The organism is Agromyces laixinhei (assembly GCF_006337065.1).
Lineage (GTDB): Bacteria > Actinomycetota > Actinomycetes > Actinomycetales > Microbacteriaceae > Agromyces > Agromyces laixinhei.
Window position 1 is genome coordinate 1,573,910 of record NZ_CP040872.1, and the last position, 24,798, is coordinate 1,598,707.

Annotated in this window: 16 protein-coding genes; 12 read left to right on the forward strand and 4 right to left on the reverse strand. The window is 68.3% G+C overall.

What is annotated here, in order from left to right; translation table 11 throughout:
• Nucleotides 1-111: 111 nt before the first annotated feature.
• The 3 genes from FHG54_RS07435 to FHG54_RS07445 all read left to right on the forward strand — a co-directional run bounded on the left by FHG54_RS07435 (nt 112) and on the right by FHG54_RS07445 (nt 2,564).
• On the forward strand, nt 112-1,059 hold the full coding sequence (locus FHG54_RS07435; RefSeq protein ID WP_139416714.1) for a biotin--[acetyl-CoA-carboxylase] ligase: 948 nt from the start codon (nt 112-114) through the stop codon (nt 1,057-1,059).
• Nucleotides 1,060-1,066: 7 nt separating this feature from the next.
• A complete protein-coding gene (locus FHG54_RS07440; RefSeq protein ID WP_232331257.1) occupies nt 1,067-1,630 on the forward strand; it encodes a PH domain-containing protein in 564 nt (187 codons plus the stop codon).
• Between the two features lie 304 nt (nt 1,631-1,934).
• On the forward strand, nt 1,935-2,564 hold the full coding sequence (locus FHG54_RS07445; RefSeq protein WP_168197140.1) for a DarT ssDNA thymidine ADP-ribosyltransferase family protein: 630 nt from the start codon (nt 1,935-1,937) through the stop codon (nt 2,562-2,564).
• A gap of 7 nt (nt 2,565-2,571) precedes the next feature.
• Here FHG54_RS07445 and FHG54_RS07450 read toward each other — a convergent pair whose 3' ends face one another.
• The gene (locus tag FHG54_RS07450) at nt 2,572-3,120 is read right to left on the reverse strand and encodes a GtrA family protein (protein WP_232331258.1); all 549 of its coding nucleotides are present in this window, start codon (nt 3,118-3,120) and stop codon (nt 2,572-2,574) included.
• A gap of 125 nt (nt 3,121-3,245) precedes the next feature.
• Between FHG54_RS07450 and FHG54_RS07455 the strand changes: the two genes are divergently transcribed.
• From FHG54_RS07455 to FHG54_RS07465, 3 genes are all read left to right on the forward strand, one after another.
• On the forward strand, nt 3,246-4,337 hold the full coding sequence (locus FHG54_RS07455; RefSeq protein WP_233437909.1) for a 5-(carboxyamino)imidazole ribonucleotide synthase: 1,092 nt from the start codon (nt 3,246-3,248) through the stop codon (nt 4,335-4,337).
• A 103-nt stretch (nt 4,338-4,440) separates the two neighbouring features.
• Nucleotides 4,441-4,908, forward strand: a complete 468-nt coding sequence (purE, locus tag FHG54_RS07460) for a 5-(carboxyamino)imidazole ribonucleotide mutase (protein ID WP_139418345.1) — start codon at nt 4,441-4,443, stop codon at nt 4,906-4,908.
• Complete coding sequence (locus tag FHG54_RS07465) at nt 4,905-6,269, forward strand: LCP family protein (protein WP_139416716.1); 1,365 nt, start codon at nt 4,905-4,907, stop codon at nt 6,267-6,269. The genes purE and FHG54_RS07465 overlap by 4 nt, the downstream gene beginning before the upstream one ends.
• Nucleotides 6,270-6,301: 32 nt before the next feature.
• Here the strand turns inward: FHG54_RS07465 and FHG54_RS07470 are convergent, their stop codons facing one another.
• On the reverse strand, nt 6,302-7,441 hold the full coding sequence (locus FHG54_RS07470) for a glycosyltransferase family 4 protein (RefSeq protein WP_139416717.1): 1,140 nt from the start codon (nt 7,439-7,441) through the stop codon (nt 6,302-6,304).
• A 160-nt stretch (nt 7,442-7,601) separates the two neighbouring features.
• On the opposite strand from FHG54_RS07470, the gene rffA reads away from it, so the two are divergent.
• From rffA to FHG54_RS07485, 3 genes are read left to right on the forward strand one after another with little or no spacing between them, the layout of a single operon-like run.
• Complete coding sequence (rffA, locus tag FHG54_RS07475; protein ID WP_139416718.1) at nt 7,602-8,765, forward strand: dTDP-4-amino-4,6-dideoxygalactose transaminase; 1,164 nt, start codon at nt 7,602-7,604, stop codon at nt 8,763-8,765.
• Nucleotides 8,762-10,006: a rhamnosyltransferase WsaF family glycosyltransferase gene (locus FHG54_RS07480; protein WP_139416719.1), complete on the forward strand. Its 1,245-nt coding sequence runs from the start codon at nt 8,762-8,764 to the stop codon at nt 10,004-10,006. The genes rffA and FHG54_RS07480 overlap by 4 nt, the downstream gene beginning before the upstream one ends.
• On the forward strand, nt 10,003-11,007 hold the full coding sequence (locus FHG54_RS07485; RefSeq protein ID WP_139416720.1) for a glycosyltransferase family 2 protein: 1,005 nt from the start codon (nt 10,003-10,005) through the stop codon (nt 11,005-11,007). The genes FHG54_RS07480 and FHG54_RS07485 overlap by 4 nt, the downstream gene beginning before the upstream one ends.
• Before the next feature lie 22 nt (nt 11,008-11,029).
• On the opposite strand, the gene FHG54_RS07490 is transcribed toward FHG54_RS07485, so the two are convergent.
• The gene (locus FHG54_RS07490) at nt 11,030-11,986 is read right to left on the reverse strand and encodes a glycosyltransferase (RefSeq protein WP_139416721.1); all 957 of its coding nucleotides are present in this window, start codon (nt 11,984-11,986) and stop codon (nt 11,030-11,032) included.
• Between the two features lie 41 nt (nt 11,987-12,027).
• Here FHG54_RS07490 and FHG54_RS07495 point away from each other — a divergent pair, with 41 nt between their 5' ends.
• The 3 genes from FHG54_RS07495 to FHG54_RS07505 all read left to right on the forward strand — a co-directional run bounded on the left by FHG54_RS07495 (nt 12,028) and on the right by FHG54_RS07505 (nt 22,449).
• The gene (locus FHG54_RS07495; protein ID WP_139416722.1) at nt 12,028-12,312 is read left to right on the forward strand and encodes a hypothetical protein; all 285 of its coding nucleotides are present in this window, start codon (nt 12,028-12,030) and stop codon (nt 12,310-12,312) included.
• A complete protein-coding gene (locus FHG54_RS07500; RefSeq protein ID WP_139416723.1) occupies nt 12,309-13,823 on the forward strand; it encodes a glycosyltransferase family 2 protein in 1,515 nt (504 codons plus the stop codon). Before FHG54_RS07495 ends, FHG54_RS07500 begins: the two co-directional genes overlap by 4 nt.
• A 217-nt stretch (nt 13,824-14,040) precedes the next feature.
• Nucleotides 14,041-22,449 carry a N,N-dimethylformamidase beta subunit family domain-containing protein gene (locus tag FHG54_RS07505; protein WP_139416724.1) on the forward strand — a complete coding sequence of 2,803 codons (8,409 nt, stop codon included), beginning with the start codon at nt 14,041-14,043 and terminating at the stop codon, nt 22,447-22,449.
• A 43-nt stretch (nt 22,450-22,492) separates the two neighbouring features.
• Here FHG54_RS07505 and FHG54_RS07510 read toward each other — a convergent pair whose 3' ends face one another.
• Nucleotides 22,493-24,670, reverse strand: a complete 2,178-nt coding sequence (locus FHG54_RS07510; protein WP_139416725.1) for an FG-GAP repeat domain-containing protein — start codon at nt 24,668-24,670, stop codon at nt 22,493-22,495.
• Nucleotides 24,671-24,798: the final 128 nt, after the last annotated feature.

Below are 24,798 nucleotides of genomic sequence, written 5' to 3' on the forward strand. Positions count from 1 at the left end.
CTCTACCGCTGAGCGGTTGGCCCACTTCCTTGACGGATTCCTACAACTTTGCTCTCTGGGCATGTCGAATGGAGCCGAGCCCTCCTGTGATCGCTGGGTAGGGTGATGCTCATGGATTGGGAGCATTCGCGCGCGGCCGTGCCGCGGTTCGAGTTCCGCGACGAGGTCGGGTCGACCAACGACGAGCTCCGCGTGGCCGCGAGCGGGCCGGATGCCGCGGAGTGGGGTCATGGCGCGGTGCTCGTCACCGACAACCAGACGAGCGGCCGCGGGCGTCTCGGCCGGGTGTGGCTCGCGCCGACGGGCAAGACCCTCGCGATCTCGGTGCTGCTCCGACCCGAGCTCGAGGGCGGTGCGCCACTGCCCGCCGACGCCTACGGCTGGATCCCCCTCATCGCGGGCGCCGCGATGACCGAGGCGGTGCGCCGTGCCGTCGAGCCGCACCTCGGTTCGCGCATCGAGCCGGAAGAAGAGCGCGAGCCCGCGACCTCCGCCCGCCGCAGCCGGCGCGCTCGTGCCGATGAGGCCGAAGCGCTCGACGAGAGCGGCGGTGTCGTCGTCGAGCTCAAGTGGCCGAACGACGTGCTCGTCTCCGGTTTCAAGATCTGCGGCATCCTGTCGGAGCTGCTGCCGCCCTCGCCCGGCTCGGCGGATTCGACGGATCCGGCAGGCGCCGGCGCCGTGATCGTGGGCGCCGGGCTCAACCTGACGCTCGACGAGCACGACCTGCCGACGCTGGCCTCGACATCGCTGCTGCTCGTGACCGGAGCACAGCCCGACGCCGACGCGGTGCTCGCCGATTACCTCAACACCTTCCTCGAGATGTTCGATGCCTTCACCCGGGCCGGCGCGGATGCCGCGGCGAGCGGCATCGCGGCCAGGGTCACCGCGCTCTGCGTCACGATCGGCAGCGAGGTTCGCGTCGAACTTCCTGGCGACCGCGAGCTTCTCGGGCGCGCCGATCGGCTCGAGCGCGACGGCCGACTCGTCGTGATCGACCGTGAGAACGGCGAGCCGTGGACTGTCGCCGCCGGAGACGTCACCCACCTGCGGTATTAATGGGCGTATGAGGCCTGCCGCGACACCCGAAGCGACCGTGCCGCCGGCGCAGCCGCCGGAGCGCGTCGTGGCGCGCCTGCGACGAAGCGCCCGTGGGCTGACGGTGCCCGCGATCCTCGTCATCGTGCTCGCCGGGGCCGCGGCATACGGCGTCGGCATCGCACCCGAACTCTGGCAGGACCTCGCGATCGTCGGCGGGGCCGTGCTCGTCGCGCTGCTCGGGTCGTTCCTGCCCTTCCTCGCCTGGCTCACCCGGCGCACCACGATCACGACCCGGCGCATCATCGTGCGCAGCGGCATCTTCGTGCGCGTACGGCAGGAGTTGCTGCACAGCCGGGGCTACGACGTGACGGTCCGCCGCACGTGGTGGCAGAGCGCGTTCGGCTCGGGCGACGTGCGGATCAACACCGGCCACGAGAAGCCGTTCGTGCTGAAGAACGTGCCGAAGCCCGAGCTGGTGCAGGGTGCACTGCAGGAGCTCATGGGCGAGGAGCATTCCCGCGTCGCCGAACGCCGTCGCGCCGAGCAGTCCATGATCGAGGGCGACACCGTGGCGTGGGGCGGTCGCTGAATCTGAGCGATCGTTCAGCGGGATGCCTCCAAACGACGTAACGTTGAGAGGTGGTCTCGTGTTGCCCGAGCGCGAGCCGCGCGATGAAGGGTTCCTCTTGGCCGACGAATGCAAACACGGTTTCGATGACGGCCTCTGCGCCATCTGCTTCCCCCCGCCGGAACCGGAGGCGAAGGCCGCGCCTGCTCCGGCCTCCCGCTCCACGCGGGCCTCGACGACGAAGGGCAGACGCGCGCCCGCGCGAGTGCCGGGCGCCTCACGGCCGTCGATCGCATCCGGCGCACCTCGCCTCGACGTGAAGGCGATGCGCATCTACCACGTCACGCACATCGACAACCTGCCCGCCATCCTCGACGCCGGCGCACTGCTCGCAGACACCGCGGGCGCCGCACCCGTCGTCGACCTCGCAGCCCCTCACGCCCGCGAGTACCGTCGCGGTGCCGGGGTCGCAGGCACCGACGCGGTCATCGCCGACTACGTGCCGTTCCTGCTCACGACCGACGCTCACGTCTGGGACGCGGTGCGCACGGCGACGCCCGACCCGCGTCTCGGCGACGAGGCCGTGAAGCGCGCTCCCGCCGACTTCGTCATCTTCGTGACCTCGCTCACGAGCGCGCAGTCCGGCAACGCGGAGGTTGCCGGCGCCATCGTCGTGAGCGAAGCGGATGCCGCGGTCACCGGTGCCGAGCTCGCGACCGAGTGGTCCGACGTCCAGCGCCTGCTGCAGCGTCTCCACCGCGATGACGATGGTGGCGGGCTCGACGGCGCGGAGCTGCTCGTGCGGGAGTGCCTCCCGCTCGACGACGTGGCGCTCATCGCGGTCGCCAACGATCCGGTTCGCGATCGGGTTCGCGCCCAGCTCGCCGGAGCCGGCGTGCGTGCTCGCGTCGCCGTGTACCCGCCCTGGTTCCAGCCCACCGCCGCGTCGGCGTAACGCCGCCTCAGGGGGCGGGCGCCCGCTCGCCCTCGGGCTCCTCGAACAGCGTTCGCTGCGCTTCCTCGACGCGCGCGAGGTTCGAGAGCCCGTCGGCACGGTGATGCCCGAAGACCCAGTACCGGTAGAGCACGAACCGGAACGCCGTGCCGAGCGCCAGGCCGACCACGTTCGTCGCGATGTTGTCGGCCACGAGGCTCGTGTAGCCGAGCCAGTGGTGGCTGACCCAGAGGCATCCGAGTGCGATCGCCATGCCGCCGAGCGACACGATCGCATACTCGACGAACTCGCGCAGGTAGTTGCGGCGACGGTGCCTGCGAAAGGTCCAGTACCGGTTTCCCAGCCAATTGAAGACGATGGCGACGCTCGTCGAGATCGTCTTCGCCCCGATCGCCGACTGCGCCCAGTGCCCTTCGCCGAAGACCCCGAGGCGCAGCAGGTTGAAGAGCGTCACGTCGATCACGAGGCCGATGAGGCCGACGATGCCGAACTTGACCGCGTAGGCGAGCAGGCCGTTCCAGAGCCGGGAGATGGCGCTCGCGAGGCGGGTGGGCACCGGCACATCCTATGCCGTCGGGCGCGCCTAGACTGAATACGGCGCCCGTGCAGGCGCCGACGGCGGTGGTGAACGAAGGGCATGGCGTGCGGGTCGGAGTGATCGGTGGAGGACAACTGGCCCGGATGATGATCCCCGCGGCGATCGAACTCGGAGTCGATCTCCGTGTACTCGCCGAGGCAGAGGGCATGGCCGCGGCGATCGCGGCCGATCGAGTCGGCGACTACACCGACACCGCCACGGTGCTCGCCTTCGCGCGTGGGGTCGACGTCGTCACCTTCGACCACGAGCACGTGCCGCAAGACGTGCTGCGGGCACTCGTCGACGCCGGTGTGCGCGTGCACCCAGGGCCCGATGCACTGCGCTTCGCGCAAGACAAGCTCGTGATGCGCGAACGGCTCTCAGAGCTGGGGCTCCCGGTTCCCGACTGGGCCCGCGTCCAGACGACCGCCGAGCTCGACGACTTCATCGCCGGCCACGGCGGAACGGCCGTCGTGAAGACGCCGCGCGGCGGCTACGACGGCAAGGGCGTGCGCGTCGTGCGACGTGCAGCCGAGGTTTCAGAATGGTTCACGACCATCGCCGAAGACGGGGGCGACGGCGCACTCCTCGTCGAGGAGCTCGTCGACTTCCGCCGCGAGCTCGCGCAGCTCGTCGCCCGTCGCCCGTCGGGCGAGGTCGCGACGTGGCCGCTCGTGGAGACCGTGCAGGTCGGCGGCGTCTGCAGCGAGGTCATCGCGCCAGCCCCGCGGTCGGCGGGCAGGCTCGCGGATGTCGCTGCCGACGTCGCGATCACGATCGCCGAGGGCCTCGGGGTCACGGGAGTGCTCGCCGTCGAGCTCTTCGAGACGAGCGACGAGCGCATCCTCGTCAACGAACTCGCGATGCGACCGCACAACAGCGGCCACTGGTCGATGGACGGATCGACGACCGGGCAGTTCGAGCAGCACTTGCGAGCCGTGCTCGACCTGCCGCTCGGCGCGACCGGCAGCCGTGACGAATGGTCGGTCATGGTCAACGTGCTCGGCGGGCCGGCCGAGGGTTCCCTCACCGACCGGTACGGCGAGGCACTCGCCGCGCACCCCACCGCGAAGATGCACAACTACGGCAAGGCGCCGCGACCCGGACGCAAGATCGGGCATGTCACCGTGTCGGGCGACGACCTCGACGCGGTCGTCTACGAGGCTCGCGCGGCGGCGGCGTTCTTCCAGGATTGACGCGCGCGGCATCGGCCGCGTGCCCTGCGGTCATCTCACAGCACCCGGCCCTACACTCGTTCAAGTGACTGAGACGAACACCACACCCCTCGTCGGCGTCGTGATGGGATCCGACTCCGACTGGAACGTGATGCGCGAGGCATCCGCCCTGCTCGACGAATTCGGCATCGCGCACGAGGTCGAGGTCGTCTCGGCGCACCGCACACCCGAGAAGATGATCGCCTACGGCAAGCAGGCCGCCGCGCGCGGACTCAAGGTCATCATCGCCGGCGCGGGCGGCGCCGCGCACCTGCCCGGCATGCTCGCGTCGGTCACGACGCTGCCCGTCGTCGGCGTGCCCGTGCCGCTGTCGCGACTCGACGGGCTCGACTCGCTGCTCTCGATCGTGCAGATGCCCGCCGGCGTGCCCGTCGCGACCGTCTCCATCGGCGGCGCGAAGAACGCCGGACTCATCGCGGTGAAGATCCTCGCGACGGCCGACGATGCGCTCGGCGTCGCGCTCGCCGACTACGCGGCCGACCTCGCCGACCTCGTCGAGCAGAAGAACGAACGGTTGAAGCAGTCCAGATGACGTTCGCCGCCAGCCCGATCCGCTACCCGGACATCGCCTCGCGCACGGTCATGACCCGCCGTGCGTGGTGGCTCGTCGTGCTGAACTTCCTGATCCCCGGCGCGCCGCAGGTGCTCGCCGGCAGCCGCAGGCTCGGCCGCTTCGGCCTCGGTGCCACGCTCGTGCTGTGGACGCTCGCGATCGTCGCCATCGTCGTCTGGTTCCTCTGGCCCGCAACCCTCTACACGGTGTTCTCGACCTCGATCTCGCTCTGGATCGTCGCCGCGGTGCTCGCGTTCTACGCGGTGCTCTGGGTGATCCTGACCTTCGACACGCTGCGCCTCGTGCGGCTCGTGAAGACGGCGCCCTCGGCCCGGGTGTGGGTCGCGGCGTTCACGGTGCTCATCATGGCGGGGCTCTCCGGCACCGCCGCCTACGGTGCCTACTTCGCGACCACGGCGAGCGGGTTCATCTCCTCGGTGTTCGTTGCCGCCCCGTCGAAAGAGCCTGTCGACGGCAAGTACAACTTCCTGCTGCTCGGCGGCGACGCCGGACCCGACCGTGACGGCCTGCGACCCGACAGCATCACCGTCGTGAGTGTCGATGTCGAGACCGGGCGGGCCGTGACGATCGGGCTGCCGCGCAACATGGAGGACGTGCCGTTCCCCGAGGGCAGCCCCCTCGCCGAGCTCTATCCCGAAGGGTACGGGTCGATCGACGGCTGCGAGGTCGATGTCTGCATGCTCAACTCGATCTACACCGAGGTCGAGCTGATGAGCCCCGAGATGTACCCCGACGCCGTCGCACAGGGCAGCGAGCCCGGCATCGAGGCGATGCGCGACGCGGCCGAGGGCATCACCGGACTCGAGATCCAGTACTACGCGCTCATCGACATGGCCGGATTCGAGCAGATGATCGACGCCCTCGGCGGCGTGACCGTCACCGTGCCCGAAGACGTGCCGATCCACGCCGACGAGACCTTCACGACCGTCGCCGAGTGGATTCCGGCGGGGGAGCAGCACCTCGACGGCTACCACGCCCTCTGGTACGCGCGCTCGCGCCACGGCACGAGCGACTACGACCGCATGGCCCGCCAGCGCCAGATTCAGGAGGCCGTGCTCGCGCAGTTCAATCCCGCGAACGTGCTCGCCAAGTTCCAGGAGATCGCGGCGGCCGGCTCCCAGGTCGTGAAGACGGATGTCCCGCAGGGCAGCCTCGGCTACTTCGTCGACCTCGCCGGCAAGACGAAGGAACTGCCGATCATCGACGTCGAACTCGTGCCCGAGAACGATGTCGACCCTGAAGATCCCGACTACGAGTACATCCGTCAGCTCGTGCAGCAGTCGGTGTACCCGCCCTCGCCCGAGCCGACCGAAGAATGACGGTTCGCTGACGCCCGGCGAGTGAACCCGGCTCAGAGGTCGGCGTGCAGTTGCCAGACGCGTTCGGCGGAATCCCGCCAGCTGAAGGCACGGCTGCGGTCGCTGCCGGCGATCGCGAGCCGCTCGGCGAGCCGGGCGTCGGTGACGATCGAGGTGATCGCGGCGGCGAGTCGATCGCCGTAGCCGTCGCCGACCCCGACCGGCACGGCGAGACCCGCACCGGCCGAGACCTCGAGGTGCGCCGCGGCATCCGAGTGGATGACCGGTGTCGCGAGGCTGAACGCCTCGATGATCGCGGTGCCCGAGCCTTCGTCGTGGCTCGGCGCGATGAATGCGGTGGCACCGGCGAGCACCACCGCGAGGTCGGGGGCGTCCAGCTCGTCGAGGCGAGTGATCCGGTTGGGGGCGATCCCGGATTCCTCGGCGACCGTGACGAGATGCTGGTCACCCCAGCTCTCGGGGCCGAGCACGACGATGGGGATCTCGGGCACCCCGCGCCGGCCGAGTGCGGCGAGCACGTCGGCGAGCCCCTTCCGCGGTTCGAGCGTGCCGGGCACGGCGAGGTACTCCGGCGGCAGGCCGAGCCGAGCCGCGCGGATCGGTGCGTCGGCGCCGATCGTGAGTCCGTCGCGCGGCGCCGTGCCGATGACGCGGACGCGGTCGCCGAAGTCGGCGATGTCGGCGAGCCGTTCGGCGAGCGCGTGGGTGGGCACGACGATCGCATCGGCGTGCCGGCGCGCCCGCTTCAGCATGCCCTTCTGCCACGCGACGGTGGTTGTGCTGAGCGCCTCGGGGTGCGTCCACGCCAGCACGTCGTGCACGGTGACGACCACCTGGCTGCCGTCGACGGTGCGGTCGTGCTTGCGCAGCGGGGCGAACAGGCTGGGCGCGTGGATCATGCCGGGGCCCGGCGAGGTCGTGAGTCCGAGCTGCCATGCTCCGGCGAGCTCGCGGCGGGCCAGGGTCGTCTTGTACAGGCCGGCGAGCCCGGGGATCTCGGCGAGCACGCGATCGTGGTCATCGGGCGGCGACGCCGAGATGATGCCCTCGACCTCGCAGTCACGGGGCGTCGCCGCGACGATCGCCTGCGCGAGGTCGTGGGTGTACCGGCCGAGCGGGCCGGGCACCGGTGCGACGATCTGGTCGAGGATGACGCGGAGGGTCGTCGTCACACTGGGTCCTTCCACCGTGCAGGTCAACACGCAAGTCAGCGCGGGGGTCGACGCGCGGGGTCCGCAACCATGTTATCCGCCGTGAAGCGGAGAGCGTCCCCCTTATACTGTGTGGCAGATGCCTGAACCGGCAACGTGAAAGACATGGGGAACAGCACTGATGGCGTTCGATGGGGCGGTCGGCGTCATTCCATTCTCGCGGCCGCACCCGGCGCCCGCGTCGCTCGAGAACCTGCGGTCCGTGCTCGAATCGGATCACGCGCACGGCGACGGCCCGTTCACGATGGCAGCCAGCGAGCGGCTCCGGGCGATCACCGGTGGCGGCGAGGTGCTGCTGACGACGTCGGGCACGCACGCCCTCGAGATGGCGAGTCGCCTGCTCGACCTCACGCCCGACGACGAGGTCATCCTGCCGAGCTTCACGTTCTCGTCGGCCGCGGCGGCGGTGGCGATGACCGGCGCCCGCATCGTCTTCGTCGACATCGACGCCGCGACCGGCAACATCGACCCGGCACAGGTCGCCGAAGCCGTGACACCCAGAACCCGGGCCATCTCGGTCATGCACTACGGCGGCCAGCCCGTCGACATGGCAGCGATCACGACGATCGCCGCTCACCACGGGCTTCCGGTCATCGAGGACAACGCCCACGGGCTCGGCGTCGTCACCGACGACGGAGTGCTCGGCCGCATGGGCGACCTCGGCATCCAGAGCTTCCACGACACCAAGAACGTGCACGCGGGCGAGGGCGGCGCGCTCCTCATCAACGACCCCGGCCACGTCGAGCGGGCCGAGATCATGCGCGAGAAGGGCACGAATCGCTCCCAGTTCCTGCGCGGTGCCGTCGACAAGTACAGCTGGGTCGACTGGGGGTCGAGCTACCTGCCGAGCGAGTTCAACGCCGCAGTGCTGAGCGCCCAGCTCGATGAGTTCGACACGATCCAGGCCGCACGCCACAAGATCTGGGACCGCTATGCCACCGGGCTCGCCGACTGGGCTGGCCTCGTCGGCGCGACGCTCATGCGCCCGCCCCGCGGCATCCACGCGGCGCATCTGTTCTTCCTCCTGCTTGGCCGCTGGAGCGACCAGGGCGAACTGATCACGTTCCTGCGATCTCGCGGCATCGTCGCCGCCTTCCACTACGTGCCGCTCGACACCAGCACGGCCGGGCAGCGCTACGGGCGCGCGCTGCGACCGCTCGACCGCAGCGAGGACTTCTCGCGGCGCCTGGTGCGGCTGCCGCTCTGGGCGGGCATGACCGATGCGCAGGTCGAGCGGGTGATCGCCGCGGTGTGCGAATGGCGACCGACGATGGAGGACGTGTGACCGGAAGACTCTCGACCGCGATGCAGGGCATTCGGCAGAACGGCATCAGATCGACCGCGTGGCGGGGCGCGAAATGGCTGGCGGGCCGCGTGAACCCGTTCCAGGTCGCTCCGCTCTCGTCGGTGTATGCCGACGACCTCGTCGCCGTCGACTGGTCGCAACCGGCCGCTTTCAACGCGCACGAAGCCTCGCGCCCGGCATCCGGCTATCGCGTCGCGTGGCTGATCTCCCCGCCAGGCCGCACGAGCGGGGGCCACCAGAACGCGTTCCGGTTCATGAGCTTTCTCGAGCAGGCCGGCAACCCGACGACGGTGTTCCTCTACTCGCCGGCGAAGTACCCGGCTGTGAGCGTCGACGGCGTGAAGCAGATGATGGCCGAGACGAGCGCCTACCCCGAGATCCGCGGTGACTTCCGGGTCTACGATCCCGACCGCGGCGTCGAAGGCGAGTTCGACGTCATCGTCGCGTGCGACTGGGAGACGACCTATGCCGCCCACCGCTATCGCGGAACGGCGAAGCGCTTCTACTTCACCCAGGACTTCGAGCCGGCGTTCTTCCCGTGGGGCAGCGACTACGCCGCGGCCGAGAACAGCTATCGACTCGGCTTCCACGGGTTCTCAGCGGGCCGGTGGCTCGCCGAGAAGCTGACCGCCGACTACGGAATGTCGGGCGACCACTACGACTACGCCGTCGACACCTCGCGCTACCACCACGTCAACACCTCTCTGCGAAACGAGGTGCTCTTCTACGCCCGCCCGCCGACGCCGCGTCGCGCGACCGAGTTCGGACTGCTCGCGCTTCGCGAGTTGCACCGGCGGCGGCCCGACGTCACGATCCACCTCGTGGGGTGGGACATGTCGGGGTACGACGTGCCGTTCCCGTTCGTGAACCACTCGGCCGTCGACATCGCCGAGCTCAACGCCATCTACAACCGGTGCGCTGCGGGGCTCATCCTCTCGCTCACCAACATGTCCCTGCTGCCGATCGAGGTGATGGGAGCCGGCGTCGTGCCGATCGTCAACGATGCGCCGAACACGAGGGGGGTGCTCGATTCCCCGCACATCGAGTTCACGCCGATGGCTCCGGCGGCCCTCGCCGACCGCATGGTCGCGGTGCTCGACCGACCCGATCAGGCCGCGCACGCGGAGAAGATCGCGAGGTCGGTCGCGGAGACCGACTGGTCCGACCCCGGTGCGGATTTCGTCGCGGCGTTCGATCGGGCCATGCAGACCGCGCTATGAGCGCGCCCGCGGGCGAGCCCGAACCGGATGCCGCGGCATCCGTCGATGTCACGGTCGTCATTCCCACACTGAACGGCGAACGATACCTCGGCGAGGTGCTCGATGCGATCAACGCGCAAGAGGGTGCCGGCCTCATCGAGACACTCGTCATCGACTCGGGATCGACTGATGCCACACTCGACATCGTGCGGTCGCACCCCGCGGCGCGCCTGCACGAGATTCCGAACGCCGAGTTCGGGCATGGCCGCACCCGCAATCTCGGGGCGCGGCTCGCACGCGGCCGGGTCATCGCGTTCCTCACGCAGGACGCGACGCCCGCGGCATCCGACTGGCTCGCCGAACTCATCTCGCCGCTCGCCGAACCGGGCGTCGAAGCGGTGTTCGGGCGGCAGATCCCGCGGCGTCACGCGTTTCCGCTGCAGAAGTACGACATCGAGGGCGTCTTCGCGGCGCAGGGCCCGCTCGATCGCCCGACACTCGTCGCAGCCGACGGGCGGTCGGGTGACGAGCTCGACGCCGTGGCCTTCTACTCCGACGTGAACTCGGCGGCGCGCCGTTCGTTCCTCGTCGATGTGATTCCGCTGCGCGACCTTCCGTACTCCGAAGACCTCGCGTTCGCGCGCGACGTGCTGGAGGCGGGCCATCGCAAGGCGTACTCTCCGCGGGCAGCGGTGCTGCATTCGAATGACATGGGCGTGCAGGAGTACGCCGCCCGGATGTTCGACGAGACGCTCGGGCTGCGCCGGGTGGGCCACGTGCCGCCCACGTACTCGCGCACCGGCGCGACACTGCGCGCGATCAAGGGCGCACTCGTCGATTCGGGCCGGATCGTGCGGGATCGCGACTACCGGATCGGCGAGCGGGTGAAATGGCTCGCCGTCAACCCGGCCTACCAGTTCGCACGCTGGAACGGTCTCTACCACGGTGCGCGTGCCGGGCTCGATGACGACGTGGTCATCTCGCGTCGCTCGTGGGAGCGGCGGCAGCAGCGCCGAGCGTAGCGCCGTCGCACCGTGAGCGCGGTCAGATGAGGCGCTTCAGCCACGCGGGGATCATCCCGCGGCGGCGGGTGAGGCCGTGCACGGTGCCCGTGGTGATGGCGAGCACCTGTGCGATGCGTTGCGGCCCGCTCACCATCGACACGATCATGCCGGTCATCTCCCGCCTGAGCACGGAGAGCACCCAGTGCGGGCGCTTGCCCACGTTGCGGAGGATGAGGTCGATGTTGTTGCGCGCGATGTAGTAGCGGCGGAAGGGGGAGTGGTACTGGTACGTGGCGATGCGACCCGACGGGCGATGACGCAGCGGGAATCCGAACGGGCGAAGGTCGGCCCGACGGCCGATCGAGTGACGGATGTCGGTGCCCTTCGCCACGGCGATCCTGAAGCCGTGGTCGCGCACCCGCAGGCAGAATTCGGTGTCGACGCAGTCGATCACGAGACGCTCGTCGAAGAGCCCGGCGGTCTCCAGACATTCGCGGCCGATCACGAACCCCGTCTGGATGGCCTCGGGCACGAGCCCGAACCCCTCGGGTGACATCCACGTCGGAAGGGCGGGGGCGCCGTTCACCGCATCGACGCAGACGATGCCGACCCGAGTGACCGGGTTCGCCCTGGCGAAGACCCCGAGGGCGGTCTGCACGTAGTCGGCGGGCAGGTACGTGTCTTGATCGAGGTTGAGCACGTAGTCGGCCCCGCGCTCGAGCGCCGCGCGAACGCCCACGTTCAGCGCCGCAGCGATGCCCGAGTTGTGCTCGAGCCGCAGCACCGTGGCACCGAGGGCATCGGCCTCGGTGAGCACGGCGTCGGCCGACGCACCCGACCCGTCATCGACCAGGATGACGCGATCGACCTGCTCGGCGAGCGCCTGCAACCGCCGGATGACTCCGTCATCGGGATGGAAGATGGGAACGACGGCGACGACGCGCTCGGCGGGCGCGCCGTCGGGCGACGCGTTCTCAGGCGGTGTCGTCGAGGGCATTAGGCTAGTGTACGACCGCCAAGGGAAGGACGAGAGCGACTGTGACCACCGCCCCGAGCACCGGCTGGCCGGACTCCCGGCCCGATGCCCGCGTGAGTTCAGAAGTACGACTCGCGGAGGAGCGTCTCGCCCTCACCGACCGAATCATCGGGCTCGAGGAGCAGGTGCACGAACTGCAGTCGGCCAGCCGACTCTCACCGACCGAGACGATGGTGGTCGAAGCGAAGCTTGCGGGCATGCAATCGTCGCTCACCTGGCGCGCAGGTCGCGTCGTGACCCTCCCCGTCAGGGTCATCCGCGTCATCAAGCGCAGAGTCCTCGGATGAGTGTCTCCGATGCGGCGCTCGCGGCGCGGGTTGAGGCATGGATCGATTCCGCGGGCTGCTCCGTCGGCGATGTCATGCGCATCACCCGCGCGGTGCTCGAGGCGGGATTCGCCCCCGCCGGCGTGAAGGTGATGGTCGAGCATCCGGCCGGCGACGACGCATCCGAGCTGATCCGTGAAGTCGAATCGGTCGGTGTCGGCGTCCTTGCCGAGGAGGCCGCTGAGCTCAATGGCCGGCTGTCTACGACCGGCGCTGAGTTGCTCTTCCTGATTCGCAAGGGCTTCGTCGAGGCAGACCTCCTTCCGAAGGCCGTTGGCTTCCTCGATCGGTTCTCCGCCGTCGACGTTGCCTACGGAGACTCGGTGACCGTCAATGGGCTCCCTCGCCTCAGACCCCCGTTCTCGCCGATGCGACTGCGCACCAATGACTACCTCGGCCCCGTGGTGGCCGCACGCGTCAGCGCGCTGCGGCGGCTCGGCGGGTTCCGGCCCGAGGCGCGTCGCGCCCACGTGCTCGATCTCGTGCTGCGCGCCCACGCCGAGGGCCTCGTCGTCGCGCTCGACCCGCAGATCATGGCGACGGAGCAACTGACCCGGGACGACTTCGCAGAGACGTCACCGTCGCAGGCCGCCGTGGTCGCCGCCCACCTCGAGCGCATCGGGGTTCGTGCCTCGATCGAGGCGTTGGAGCCGTTCGTCCGGCGGGTGCGCTACGAGATCGAGGGCGACCCACTGGTCTCGATCGTCATTCCGACCCGCGGGAGCAGTGCCACGATCGCCGGAAGAGACCGGGTACTGGTCGTCGAGGCGATTCGCGGCATCATCGAGCGATCGACGTACCGCAACGTCGAGTTCGTGGTGGTGGCCGATGCCGAGACACCCCCCGAAACGGTCGAAGCGCTGGAGGAACTCTGCGGCGACCGGCTTCGCATGGCGCTGTGGGACGCACCGTTCAACTTCAGCGCAAAGATGAACCGGGGTGCCGCTGTTGCTCGCGGCGACTATCTGCTGCTGCTGAACGACGATGTCGAGGTGGTCACCGACGATTGGATCGAGTCCATGCTCGGCCTGGCGCAGCAGGAGGGCGTCGGCATCGTCGGAGCCCAACTGTACTTCGAAGACAGCACCGTGCAGCACGCCGGCCAGATCTACACCGGGGGAGTCGCCGGGCACGCCGCATTCGGGTGGGTCGGCGGTCGAGACGACTCCATCAAGTCGATGAACACCGACCATGAGGTCTCCGGCGTCACTGCCGCGTGCGCACTCATGGCTCGCGAACTCTACTTCGAAGTCGGCGGATTCACCCTCGCGCTTCCCGGAAACTACAACGACGTCGACCTGAACCTGAAGATCCGCGCGACCGGACGATCCGCGGTATTCAGCCCGTGGGCGCGGCTGTACCACTTCGAGTCGAAGTCCCGTGATCCGCGTATTCTCGAGAGCGACCTCACCACCCTGCAGGGGCGCTGGGCCCGGCGCATGCAGGTGGAGCTCTACTCGCGCATGCTCTGACGCGCGGCGTTCTCAGACTGCGCGTCTCGACCGGGATGCGATCCCGGTGTAGAGATCAGCATGCCCTTCGGCGTCTCTTCCGGCGCGAAACGGGGGTCCCTTCCGTCGCGCAATCGTCGTCGGTGACCCCTCGATTTGGGGACTCACCGAGCGGGAGCGCGGTGCATAGGCTTTCCACGCCCGCAGTGATCTGCGGTACCCGAGAGAAGGCGCACGGATGCATCGTCAGGCACCCTACGGCAGGCATGCCCGATATGCGGCGGCGTGGCTCGCCGCCTTCCTGATGGTCGTGCCGCTTGCGGTCGTGATGCAGACTGCAGCCCCGGCCAGTGCGATCGACAACGAGATCTCGGCCGAGAACGCCCTGCCCGGGTCGCCGGCTTCCGAATGGGACGTCAGCGGTGCGGGCGATGAGAGCATTCAGGGGTACGCGACGCAGATCAGCGTGAACCGGAGTGAGACGGTCGAGTTCAAGATCGACACGGATGCCGCCGACTACGGGATCGACATCTATCGCCTCGGGTGGTACCAGGGCAATGGAGCCCGGAAGGTCGCAACGATCGACACGGCAGCCACGATCGAGACGCAGCAGCCCGAGTGCGCACTCATCGACGGAACGACCGACGACAATCTCGTGGACTGCGGCAACTGGTCGGTCTCGGCGTCATGGAGCGTACCCGGCGACGCGGTGTCCGGCGTCTACATCGCGCGACCGACCCGTGCAGACACGGGCGGCGCGAGCCACATCGTCTTCATCGTGCGCGACGACGACGGAAGCTCCGACCTGCTGTTCCAGACGTCCGACACGACGTGGCAGTCGTACAACCCGTACGGCGGTTACAACGCCTACGACACCGGACCCGAAGGCGTCAACGCGCAGAAGCTCAGCTACAACCGCCCGTTCGCGACGCGCGGCGCAGAACGCGAGAACTGGCTGTTCAACTCCGAGTACCCGATGATCCGCTGGCTCGAACGCAACGGCTACGACGTCAGTTACACGACCCACCTCGACACCGGCACACGCCCGGAGGAACTCCTCGAGCACGAGGCATTCCTGTCGGTCGGACACGATGAGTACTGGTCACAGGAGCAACGAGACGCTGTGGAGGCTGCGCGTGACGCCGGCGTCGACCTCGCATTCTTCAGCGGAAACGAGGTCTACTGGAAGATCCGGCTGGAGGATTCCACGCAGGATCCGGCGCCGGACCAGCGAACCCAGGTCATCTACAAGGAGGGCTCCGCGGCACCGCTCGCGCCCGACGAGCACCGCCGTTGCTACGCCGACTACTCGTGCGACCCCAGCGAGACATGGACGGGTCTGTGGCGAGAATCGCCGCAGTCGTCTGTTGCAGACCCCGTCATCGGCGACCCTGAGAACGCGTTGACGGGCCAGATCAGCTGGCGTAGCAACACCGCGGCGATGGAGGTTCCGGGCGAATTCGCAGGGCTGCGGTTCTGGCGGAACACCGACGTCGCGAATCTCTCCCCGGCCGACGAGGTCACGCTGCCCTATGGCACCATCGGGTACGAGTGGGATCCCGAGCAGGAGCAGTACGCCAACTGGTATCCACCCGGGCGTGTGCTGCTCTCGACCACGACCATCCAATCGTTCGCCGGCTCGGAACAGCACCACATGAGCCTCTATCGAGCGCCGAGCGGCGCGCTGGTCTTCGGAGCCGGAACGGTGCAGTGGTCCTGGGGCCTCGACCGCGTGCACGATCACGGCAGCTTCATGGGCGACCCGGGCAACACCGAGAGTCGGACGATGCAACAGGCGACTGTGAACCTCCTCGCCGACATGGGAGCCCAACCCGCGACGATCCAGTCCGATCTCGTCGCCGCGACGGCATCGACCGACTCCGTCCCGCCGAGCGTCGCCATCGACTCTTCGGTCGCCAGCGTCACCGGCCCTGGAACACGCACCGTGTCCGGTACGGCCACGGATGAGGGCGGCGTGGTCGGAGCAGTCGAGGTTTCGACCGACGGCGGGTCGACGTGGCGCCGTGCGACGGGGCTCGAAGAGTGGAGCTACACGTTCTCCGCACCGGCCGGCGCCCCCGCCATCAGGGTGCGTGCCTCCGACGACAGCGCGAACCTGAGCGGTGTGGTCGGCCTGGGCACCCCCGTGACAGCGTGCCCGACCGGCCTCGCCTGCTCGTCGATCTTCGCTCAATCCGTTTCCGGTGAACAGAACGCCGACGCGTCCGCAGTGGAACTCGGCGTGAAATTCCGTTCGGATGTCGCTGGACAGGTCGTCGGGATCCGCTTCTACAAGACGAGCGGCAACTCCGGTGCCCACACCGGCACCCTGTGGTCGGCCACTGGCCAGCCGCTCGCAACGGTGACGTTCGCCGCCGAGTCTGCGACAGGATGGCAGGAGGCTGCATTCTCGGCTCCGGTCACGATCGAGCCCGGTGCGACCTACGTCGCGTCATATCACACGACAACCGGCCGCTACGCGACCGGATCGTCGTTCGCGAACGCCGGTGTCGACCACCCGCCGCTGCATGCGCTCCAGGAGGGGGTCGACGGCTCGAACGGCGTGTACATGTACGGTCCGGGAGGAATCTTCCCGGCGAACAGCTGGAACTCGGCGAACTACCTGGTGGATGTGCTCTTCTCTTCCGCCGTGCCGGAAGACGCTGCGCCGCCGACCGTCACCGCCACGGGGCCGCAGGCCGACAGTTCCGGCGCGAACGTCGCGGCGGACGTCACCGCGATATTCAGCGAGGCGATGGACCCCGCCTCGGTGAGTTCGACCACGTTCCAGCTCCACGATCCGGCGGGAAGTGTCGTGGGCGCCGTGGTCTCCTACGACGCGCTCAACCGGCGGGCAACGCTCGACCCCGACACCGACCTTGCCGCGGGTACCAGGTACGTCGCCAGCATCAGGGGTGGTGAGGAAGGTGTGTCGGATGCCGCAGGCAACCGGCTCGCTGCAGACCACGTCTGGGGTTTCCTGACCGGGGGCGAGAACACCACGGCACCGGTCGTCATCGGAACATCGCCGTCTGCGGACTCGACCGGCGCAGCCCGAGACGCGAACGCGACGGTCACGTTCAGCGAGGCCATGGATCCCGCCTCGATCAACGCGTCGACGATCGAACTCAGGGACGACGCCGGCAACCTGATCCCGGCGAGCGTCGGATACGATGTCGCCGCCACTTCGGCGGTGGTCGACCCGAGCGGGCCGCTCGCGTTCGCCACACGGTACACCGTCACGGTCAAGGGCGGCGCCGGCGGCGTGTCGGACGCTTCCGGTGTGCCGCTCCAGTCGAACTTCACCGCGGCATTCAGCACCGCCGGCCCCGACACCGCACCCCCGGTGGTGAGCGCGATCTGGCCGACCCGCGATGCGGCGGACTTCGGCGTCGAGGCGAACCTCTCCGCCATCTTCAGCGAGCCGATGGCACCGGACAGCATCAATGGAAACACCGTTCGACTTCGGGACTCCGCAGGTCGCACGGTGAATGCCGTCGTCACCTACGACGCCGGAACCAGGTCGGCAGTGATCGATCCCGTCGCCTCGCTGTCCAACAGCGCCGAGTACACCGTCACGCTCCGTGGCGGCGTGGGAGGCGTGACGGATGCCGCCGGCAACCCCATGGTCGACGAGTACTCCTGGACCTTCGCCACGATCGCCCGTGCCGGAACTCGTGCGAACCCGAATATCGGTCCTGGCGGGCCGCTTCTCATCGTCAAGGGCACGAGTCCCTACGGCGCATACCTTCCTGAGATGATCCGCGCTGAGGGTCTCAACCTGTTCACCGTGCGCACCACGTCATCGTTCAGCGCGGCCGCGCTGGCGCCGTACGACACACTGGTGCTCGGCGAGACCACGCTGACTCCCGACCAGGTGACCTCGCTGACCGACTGGGTGAACGCCGGCGGCAACCTCATCGCGATGCGGCCATCGGGGTCCCTTGCGAATCTTCTCGGACTCGCTCCCACGGGCGGCACCGGGCTCTCCGAGGGATACCTCAAGGTGGACACTTCGACAGAGCCGGGAAGCGGCATCGTGTCGTCGACGATGCAGATCCACGGCACCGCGGACCTTTACCATCCCAGCGACGCAGGCACGCACGTTGTGGCTCGCCTGTACAGCACCGCGACGACGGCGACGGAGTTCCCGGCCGTGACGCTCCGCAGCGTCGGCACGGCCGGTGGAACGGCATCCGCATTCACCTTCGACCTCGCACGCTCGATCGTCTCCACACGACAGGGCAACCCGGCGTTCGTCGGCCAGGAGCGCGACGGGATCTCGCCGATCCGCAGCGACGATCTCTTCTACACCGACTACATCGACCGGTCGAAGGTGGCGGTCCCGCAGGCAGACGAGCAGCAGAGACTCCTGGCCAACCTCGTCACCGAGACCACCCGTGATGAGTTCCCTGTTCCCCGATTCTGGTACTTCCCGCGAGGCGAGGTCGCCGCCGTCGTCATGACGGCGGATGAGCACAACGGCGGAGCAGTCCCCGCTCGGATCGCCAACGAACTCATGCGAAGCCCTGCGGGCTGTTTCGTCGCCAACTGGGGGTGCGTGAGGTCGACGTCGTACCAGTTCATCAACTACCCGCAGATCTCGGATGCCCAGGCCAAGACGTACGAGCAACAGGGCTTCGAGTTGGCGCTGCACCCCAACTCCGAGTGCGGCGACCCCGATCGCGCCGAGTTCGCCGCGATGCTGTCGGAACAGCTTGCAGCCCTCGCCCTGCACTACCCGAGCATCACTTCGCCCAAGACCAGCCGCAACCACTGCGTGTTCTGGATCGACTACACGACGGTCGCCGAGGAGGAGGAGAAGGCCGGCATCAACCTCGACACCAATTACTATTACTGGCCGCCTTCGTGGGCGGCAACGCGACCCGGCATGTTCACCGGCTCGGCGATGGCACAGCGATTCCTCTCGCTCGACGGCCGCCTCATCGACGTCTACCAGGCCGCTACCCAGATGACCGACGAGTCGGGGCAGGAGTATCCGTCGACAGCAGTCGCGCTCTTGGACGGCGCGATCGAGAAGGGCTACTACGGCGCGTACGTCGCGAACCTGCACACCGACCGCACCGGCGGCGAGCATGACGCGGTGATCGCGGCCGCGCAGGCGCGGAGCATCCCCGTCATCACAGCCGAGCAATTGCTCGAATGGACTGACGGTCGCAACGCCTCCTCGTTCAAGAACATCGCCCGAAACGGCGGCGAACTGACGTTCACACTCACTCCGGGCAGCGGGTCCGCCGGGCTTCAGGCGATGCTACCGACCGAGGGCGCCACCGGAACCCTCCGGTCGGTCTCCCGCGGCGGCACTGAGGTGTCGTTCCAGACGAAGGTGGTGAAGGGCGTCGACTACGCCGTGTTCGCTGCGGTCGACGGCAACTACACGGCTCGATACAGTGTCGATTCGACGGCCCCGACAATCAGTTCGGGAACCGCGGTCGCGACCGGTGGCACCACGGCCGATGTCTCGTGGACGACCGATGAGCCGGCGTCCCCGCGGGTCGAGTTCGGCACGTCGCCGACCGCGTTGACATCGTCGTCCCAGGCGGCGACGCTTGCCACCTCGCATCGGGTCCAGCTCACCGGCCTCGCCCCGAACACCACCTACTACTACCGTGTCGTCGCGACCGACGCGTACGGGAACACCGCCGAGTGGCCGGAGACCGGGGAACCGGCTGCGCGTTTCAGCACGCCGTCGGCTGCCGCCACCGACACGACCGTGTCGCAGTTCGGTGCGGGCTCCCTAGGCACGGGCACGTACCTTGCCGACTCGGCCGGCGGGGAAGTGCAGCTCGCACCGCTCTTCGGCACCGAGTTCGCAGGATCTGGCGTGCCTGCCGGCTGGTCGACCGGAGGCTGGACCGGCGGGACGACGACGTTCTCCGGCGGCACCGCATCGGTCGACGGCTCGTGGCTCCGCACGGATGTTCGTGTCGCCTCCGGCCGTGCCGTCGAGTTCGCCGGAACATTCAGCGGCGCACCGTACCAGAACGCAGGATTCGGTGTCACGCTCGCCTCCGGCGGTGAGTCATGGGCGATGTTCGGCACGAACGAGACCACCGGGGTGCTGCAGGCGCGCACCCGCAACGCCGGGGGGGCGGTGATCGACGTCGCACTCGGGTCCCAGTACACGGGCTCCGAGCACGTGTTCCGGATCGAGTGGGATTCGTCGGTGCGGTTCTACGTCGATGGTGTGCTCGTGCACACCGCGGCGACGGTGAGCGGCACGATGCGCGCGCTCGCCAGCGAGTACACCAACGGCGGCGGCGATCTCGAGCTGAAGTGGTTGCGTGTGACGCCGCACGCCTCCAACGGCTCATTCCTGTCGCGCATCCATGACGCCGGGGTGACCGCCGACTGGGGCGCACTGAGCTATTCGGCCCAGGTTCCCGCGGGTTCGACCCTTGCGCTGGACGTTCGTACCGGAGATACCGCGAATCCCGACGCGACCTGGACCGCGTTCACGCGGGTCGCGACCGGCGAAGATGTGCCGGGTTCCGGCCGATACCTCCAGTACCGAGCGCGGTTCACCACCGGAGACGGCTACGTCACGCCCGTCCTCGCTGCGGTGAACCTGCCGTACACCCCGCGTCCGCCGGCGCCTGACACGACCGCGCCGACGATCTCGGATCTCACCTCCCAGGTGATCGGGCAGAGCACGGCGAGAATCACGTGGTCGACGGATGAACAGGCAACGACGCGCGTTGAGTACGGCACTTCCCCCGATGTGCTCGATTCGGCCGCGGAGGTCATGACACTCACAACGGCGCACAGCATCGATCTCTTGGACCTCGCTCCGCAGTCGCAGTACTTCTTCCGCGTCGTCTCGGCCGATGCAGCCGGGAACACCGCGACCTCGACGGTCGCACAGTTCACCACTCCGACACCCGACACCACTGCCCCGCTCATCACGGGACAGACCCCGGCACCGGGCGCGACGGAAGTGGCGGTTGACACCGACGTCACGGTGACGTTCAACGAGCCGATGTCCACACCGACGTTCACGCCCGCGAGCGTCGTGCTCCGCGCGGCGGGTGCAGGAACGGACGTCGCCGCGACGATCGCCGTCTTCGGCGCCGTCGTCACCCTCGATCCAGACGCGAATCTGCTGCCGGCCACCGCATACAGCGTCACCGTTGCGGGCAGCGTCGCGGATGCCTCGGGCAACCCGCTCGGCTCTGCCGCCACGTGGTCCTTCACGACCGCATCGGCCGTCGCCACCGTACTCGACGACAGCACGTTCTCGCAGTTCACCGCGGGGGCGACGGACCCGTCGACCTACGTCGCGAACTCCGCGGGCGGTGAGGTCACGCTTGCACCGCTGATCGGTGCCGAGTTCGAGGGATCGGGCGTGCCCGCCGGATGGGCGAGGGGAAGCTGGACCGGCGGCACGACGGCGTTCCCCGGCGGCAACGCGTCGGTCGACGGGTCGTGGCTGCGGACCACCGCATCAGGCGGCTCGGGGCGGGCCCTCGAGTTCTCGGCGACGTTCACGGGTGCTGCGTTCCAGAACGCCGGATTCGCCGAAGCGCTGACCGGTGCGAACGAGTCGTGGGCGATGTTCGGCACGAACGAGACCACCGGAGTACTGCAGGCGCGCACGCGGAACACCGGCGGTGCGGTCGTCGATGTCGCGCTCGGGTCGCAGTACGTCGGTTCGGAGCATGTGTTCCGGATCGAATGGGACTCCGGCGTTCGCTTCTACATCGACGGTGCGCTTGTTCACACCGCGGCGTCCGTCGGCGGCTCGATGCGCCCACTCGCCAGCGACTACAGCACGGGGGGCGGCGGTGTCACCTTGCGCTGGATGCGCCTCACGACTTCGCTTCCGACGATCACGACCGACTTCGACGGTGCAGGTCTGCCGTCAGGTTGGCGAAGTTCCCTCTGGGCCGGCGGTTCCGGCGGCACGGCGGTCTCCGGCGGCGTGGTCGCGGTGAACGGAGCGCTCCTTCGCACCGCCGACCTCTCGGGTCCCGGCAGTTCACTCGAATTCGTCGCCACGTTCGGTGCCGCGAGCTTCCAGCACGTCGGCCTCGGAACCGACCTGTCGGGCAGCTCTCCGTGGGCGATCTTCAGCACGATGGGGAGCACGGACACGCTGTATGCGCGCACCAACGATGCCGGGAGGTTCGCCGACACGCCGCTCGGCACGGGGCTCGTGGGCACTGCGCACACCTACCGGATCGACTGGCTCGAGGACCGCCTCGTGTTCTCGATCGACGGCACGGTTCGCCATACAGCGAACCTCTCGCTCTCGGGCAGGATGGGCGTCGTGGTCAGCGACTACACTGCAGGCGGCGCGGCCGTGACGGTCGACCGTGTGCAATCGACCTCGGCCCCGCGGACCGGAGTATTCACGTCTCGCGTGCTGGACGCCGGGAAGACGGCCGAATGGCAGACCCTCGACGTCGCGGCACAGGGGCCCGGGGGTACCTCGGTCGTGATCGAGGTACGAACGGGCGACACCGTGACTCCTGATGGATCGTGGACGGCCTTCACGCTGGTGAACGCCGGAGCAGACATACCGGGTGGTTCCCGCTACATCCAGTACCGTGCGACACTGACGGGAACGACGTCGGTCTCCCCGACGCTCGAACGGGTGGGTGTCACCGGCCTGGTCGCGCCGTAGCCGACGGCGGCCGGCGGGGCCGCCGCCGGACGCACGGATGGGCTCAGGCGGGGGTGACGCCGGCTTTGGTCAGCACGTTCTGCATCAACTGCTGGATCGTCGGATCCACGACGAGGCTGCCCCCGAACGTCAACGAACCGACGGAGAACACGAAGCCGCCCCCCGGATGCTCATAGCAGATCATGTCGGCGCCGGGCCCAGTGCCGTCGAACACACCGGTCGCGAGGAACGCCAACCCGTCCGGCAACTCGGAAGGGGGGATGACGGCGGGAGTCTCCATGGCGCAGCTGTACGGAATCGAGATCGCTCCGAGCCCATCTGCCGTATCGACCTCCCATGCGCTCGCCTTGCCGTTGCCGAATCCCGTGTTCAGGCCCACTTGGCCGAATCGGTCGCCGTTCGACAGACCCATGCCCCCGAAGAGGGGATGATCGGCGTCCACCACCTCGTACGGTGATCCCGTCACTGCACATCGTTCGGTGGCGACGCCGATCACCGCTCGTTCAGGGCGCAGAGGTTCACGCGTTCGCAGGAGCGCGGGCACGCGAGAGCCGCCTTCGACGCCTTCGAGGTACATCATCTCGCGTGCCCCGGCGTTGTACACGCACGTTTCGAAGAGTCCGTTTCCGCCCAGGTAGGCAAAGCTGCCACCGTCATCCAGGTAGGCGAGGAGATTGTCGTACATCTCCGGAGTCCAGTACTCGGGGTGGGTTCCGACCACCAGAAGACGGTATTGCCCGGCGTCGCATCCGTTCTCGTGGAAGTCGAGGTCGGAGTACGAGTCGGGGTCGTAGCCTGCACTCTCAAGCCAGCCCTGGATCCAGAGTTCGCCTCGGGTGAGGTGCCAGTCGGTCGGGAACGGCGTGGATGGAGCGGCGTTCTCCATCGGACGCATGAGGCTGATCTGCGCCAGTCCGGTGTACTTGGATGCGCCGCCCCACCCGTCGTACGCCAGCCACGTGTTGGTGTTCGCCAGCAGCGCGACCTGCGAGCGTTGCGTCGGCTTCGGTTTCACCACGAAGGTGATGTCGGCACTGCGACCCTCGGCGTCGACGCACAGTGCGGAGTAGATCCCAGATCTCCACCCAGCACCGACATCGACCCCGAACGTCTCGCTCCAGCCGCACCCGACATGCCACGGCTCCGCCGGGGTGGGCTGCACGGGCGAGGTGAAGTCGATCTGCATCACCGTCTCCGAATCGATGTCAGCGGAGGTGGATGTGTGTCGGCGGATGGTTGCGGTGCACGCGTCTCCGCCCGAGGTCATGAAGGAGATGCGCTGGCCCGGCTCGGCCGAGAGTGGCCAGCAATACCCTTCCACGGGTCGTACGGTCGATCGCCACAACCGCAGCTGCCCCGTCGCCGCCTGATATCCGAGCAGGTCGACCCACGTGTCCTCGGTGAACTGCCCGGGAATGAACTCCCATCCCGACGTCGGATTCGCCGAGTCCCATTGTTCGAACGCGAAGCGTGTTCCGTCGTTGGTCCCGACCCACATGCTGCCGTTGCTGGGGTGATAAGCGAAGAGGTCCGCTTTCGCCCGGCCGGTGAAGTACCCCGGGGACAGTTGCCACCCCGCCGCAGGCTGAAGGACCCCGTGCTGCGCAAGATCGAACTCACCTCCCGCATTCTCTCCGAGCCAGATCGAACCGTCGCTCGGGTTGTACCCGGCCACATCCGGACGACCGCTGCCGGTGAAATCACCCACCGCGAATTGCCATACGGGGCCAGTCGTCACCGTGCCCCACTGGGTGAACGAGAACCCGGCGCCGGTATTCTGGCCGACCCAGAGACTCCCGTTGCTCGGGTGGTACGCGAACAGGTCGGCCTTGGCTCCTCCAGTGAAGTAGCCGACGCCGAATCGCCAGCCCGATGCGGGTTGCACCGAACCCCACTGTTCCAACGCGAAGTGGGTACCGGCGTTCCTGCCGACCCACAAGGTGCCATTGCTGGGGTGGTAGCCGACGATGTCGTCTCCTGTTTCCGCGCTGAAATCGCCTGCCCCGAACCACCACCCGTCCGAGGGCGAGACCGTACCCCAGTGCCCGAACCCGAATCCGCCGCCGGCGTTCGTGCCCACCCACAGGGTGCCATTGATCGGGTGATATCCGAAGAGGTCGGCTTGACCCGACGTGGTGATGAACCGCCCGGAGCAGAATTGCCATCCGGAACTCGGCGACACCAGCCCCGAGTCGGCCACCGTGAACGTGCGCTCAGCCATGATCCGCCAACCTTCCGGTTCGCCTTGGAGCCGATGAAGAATCGACTCTCCTCCGGCACGGTCACATTGCGCCGGGAGTCACCGCTGCATCGATGCCCAGACGAGCAGATCAAGCGCCATCAGGCTCT

Bases quoted from the DNA above. Each gene is read 5' to 3' on its own strand.
- FHG54_RS07435 (WP_139416714.1), top strand. From the start codon at position 112: ATGGATTGGGAGCATTCGCGCGCGGCCGTGCCGCGGTTCGAGTTCCGC.
- FHG54_RS07440 (WP_232331257.1), top strand. From the start codon at position 1,067: ATGAGGCCTGCCGCGACACCCGAAGCGACCGTGCCGCCGGCGCAGCCG.
- FHG54_RS07445 (WP_168197140.1), top strand. From the start codon at position 1,935: ATGCGCATCTACCACGTCACGCACATCGACAACCTGCCCGCCATCCTC.
- FHG54_RS07455 (WP_233437909.1), top strand. From the start codon at position 3,246: ATGATGATCCCCGCGGCGATCGAACTCGGAGTCGATCTCCGTGTACTC.
- purE (WP_139418345.1), top strand. From the start codon at position 4,441: ATGGGATCCGACTCCGACTGGAACGTGATGCGCGAGGCATCCGCCCTG.
- FHG54_RS07465 (WP_139416716.1), top strand. From the start codon at position 4,905: ATGACGTTCGCCGCCAGCCCGATCCGCTACCCGGACATCGCCTCGCGC.
- rffA (WP_139416718.1), top strand. From the start codon at position 7,602: ATGGCGTTCGATGGGGCGGTCGGCGTCATTCCATTCTCGCGGCCGCAC.
- FHG54_RS07485 (WP_139416720.1), top strand. From the start codon at position 10,003: ATGAGCGCGCCCGCGGGCGAGCCCGAACCGGATGCCGCGGCATCCGTC.
- FHG54_RS07490 (WP_139416721.1), bottom strand. From the start codon at position 11,986: ATGCCCTCGACGACACCGCCTGAGAACGCGTCGCCCGACGGCGCGCCC.
- FHG54_RS07500 (WP_139416723.1), top strand. From the start codon at position 12,309: ATGAGTGTCTCCGATGCGGCGCTCGCGGCGCGGGTTGAGGCATGGATC.
- FHG54_RS07505 (WP_139416724.1), top strand. From the start codon at position 14,041: ATGCATCGTCAGGCACCCTACGGCAGGCATGCCCGATATGCGGCGGCG.
- FHG54_RS07510 (WP_139416725.1), bottom strand. From the start codon at position 24,670: ATGGCTGAGCGCACGTTCACGGTGGCCGACTCGGGGCTGGTGTCGCCG.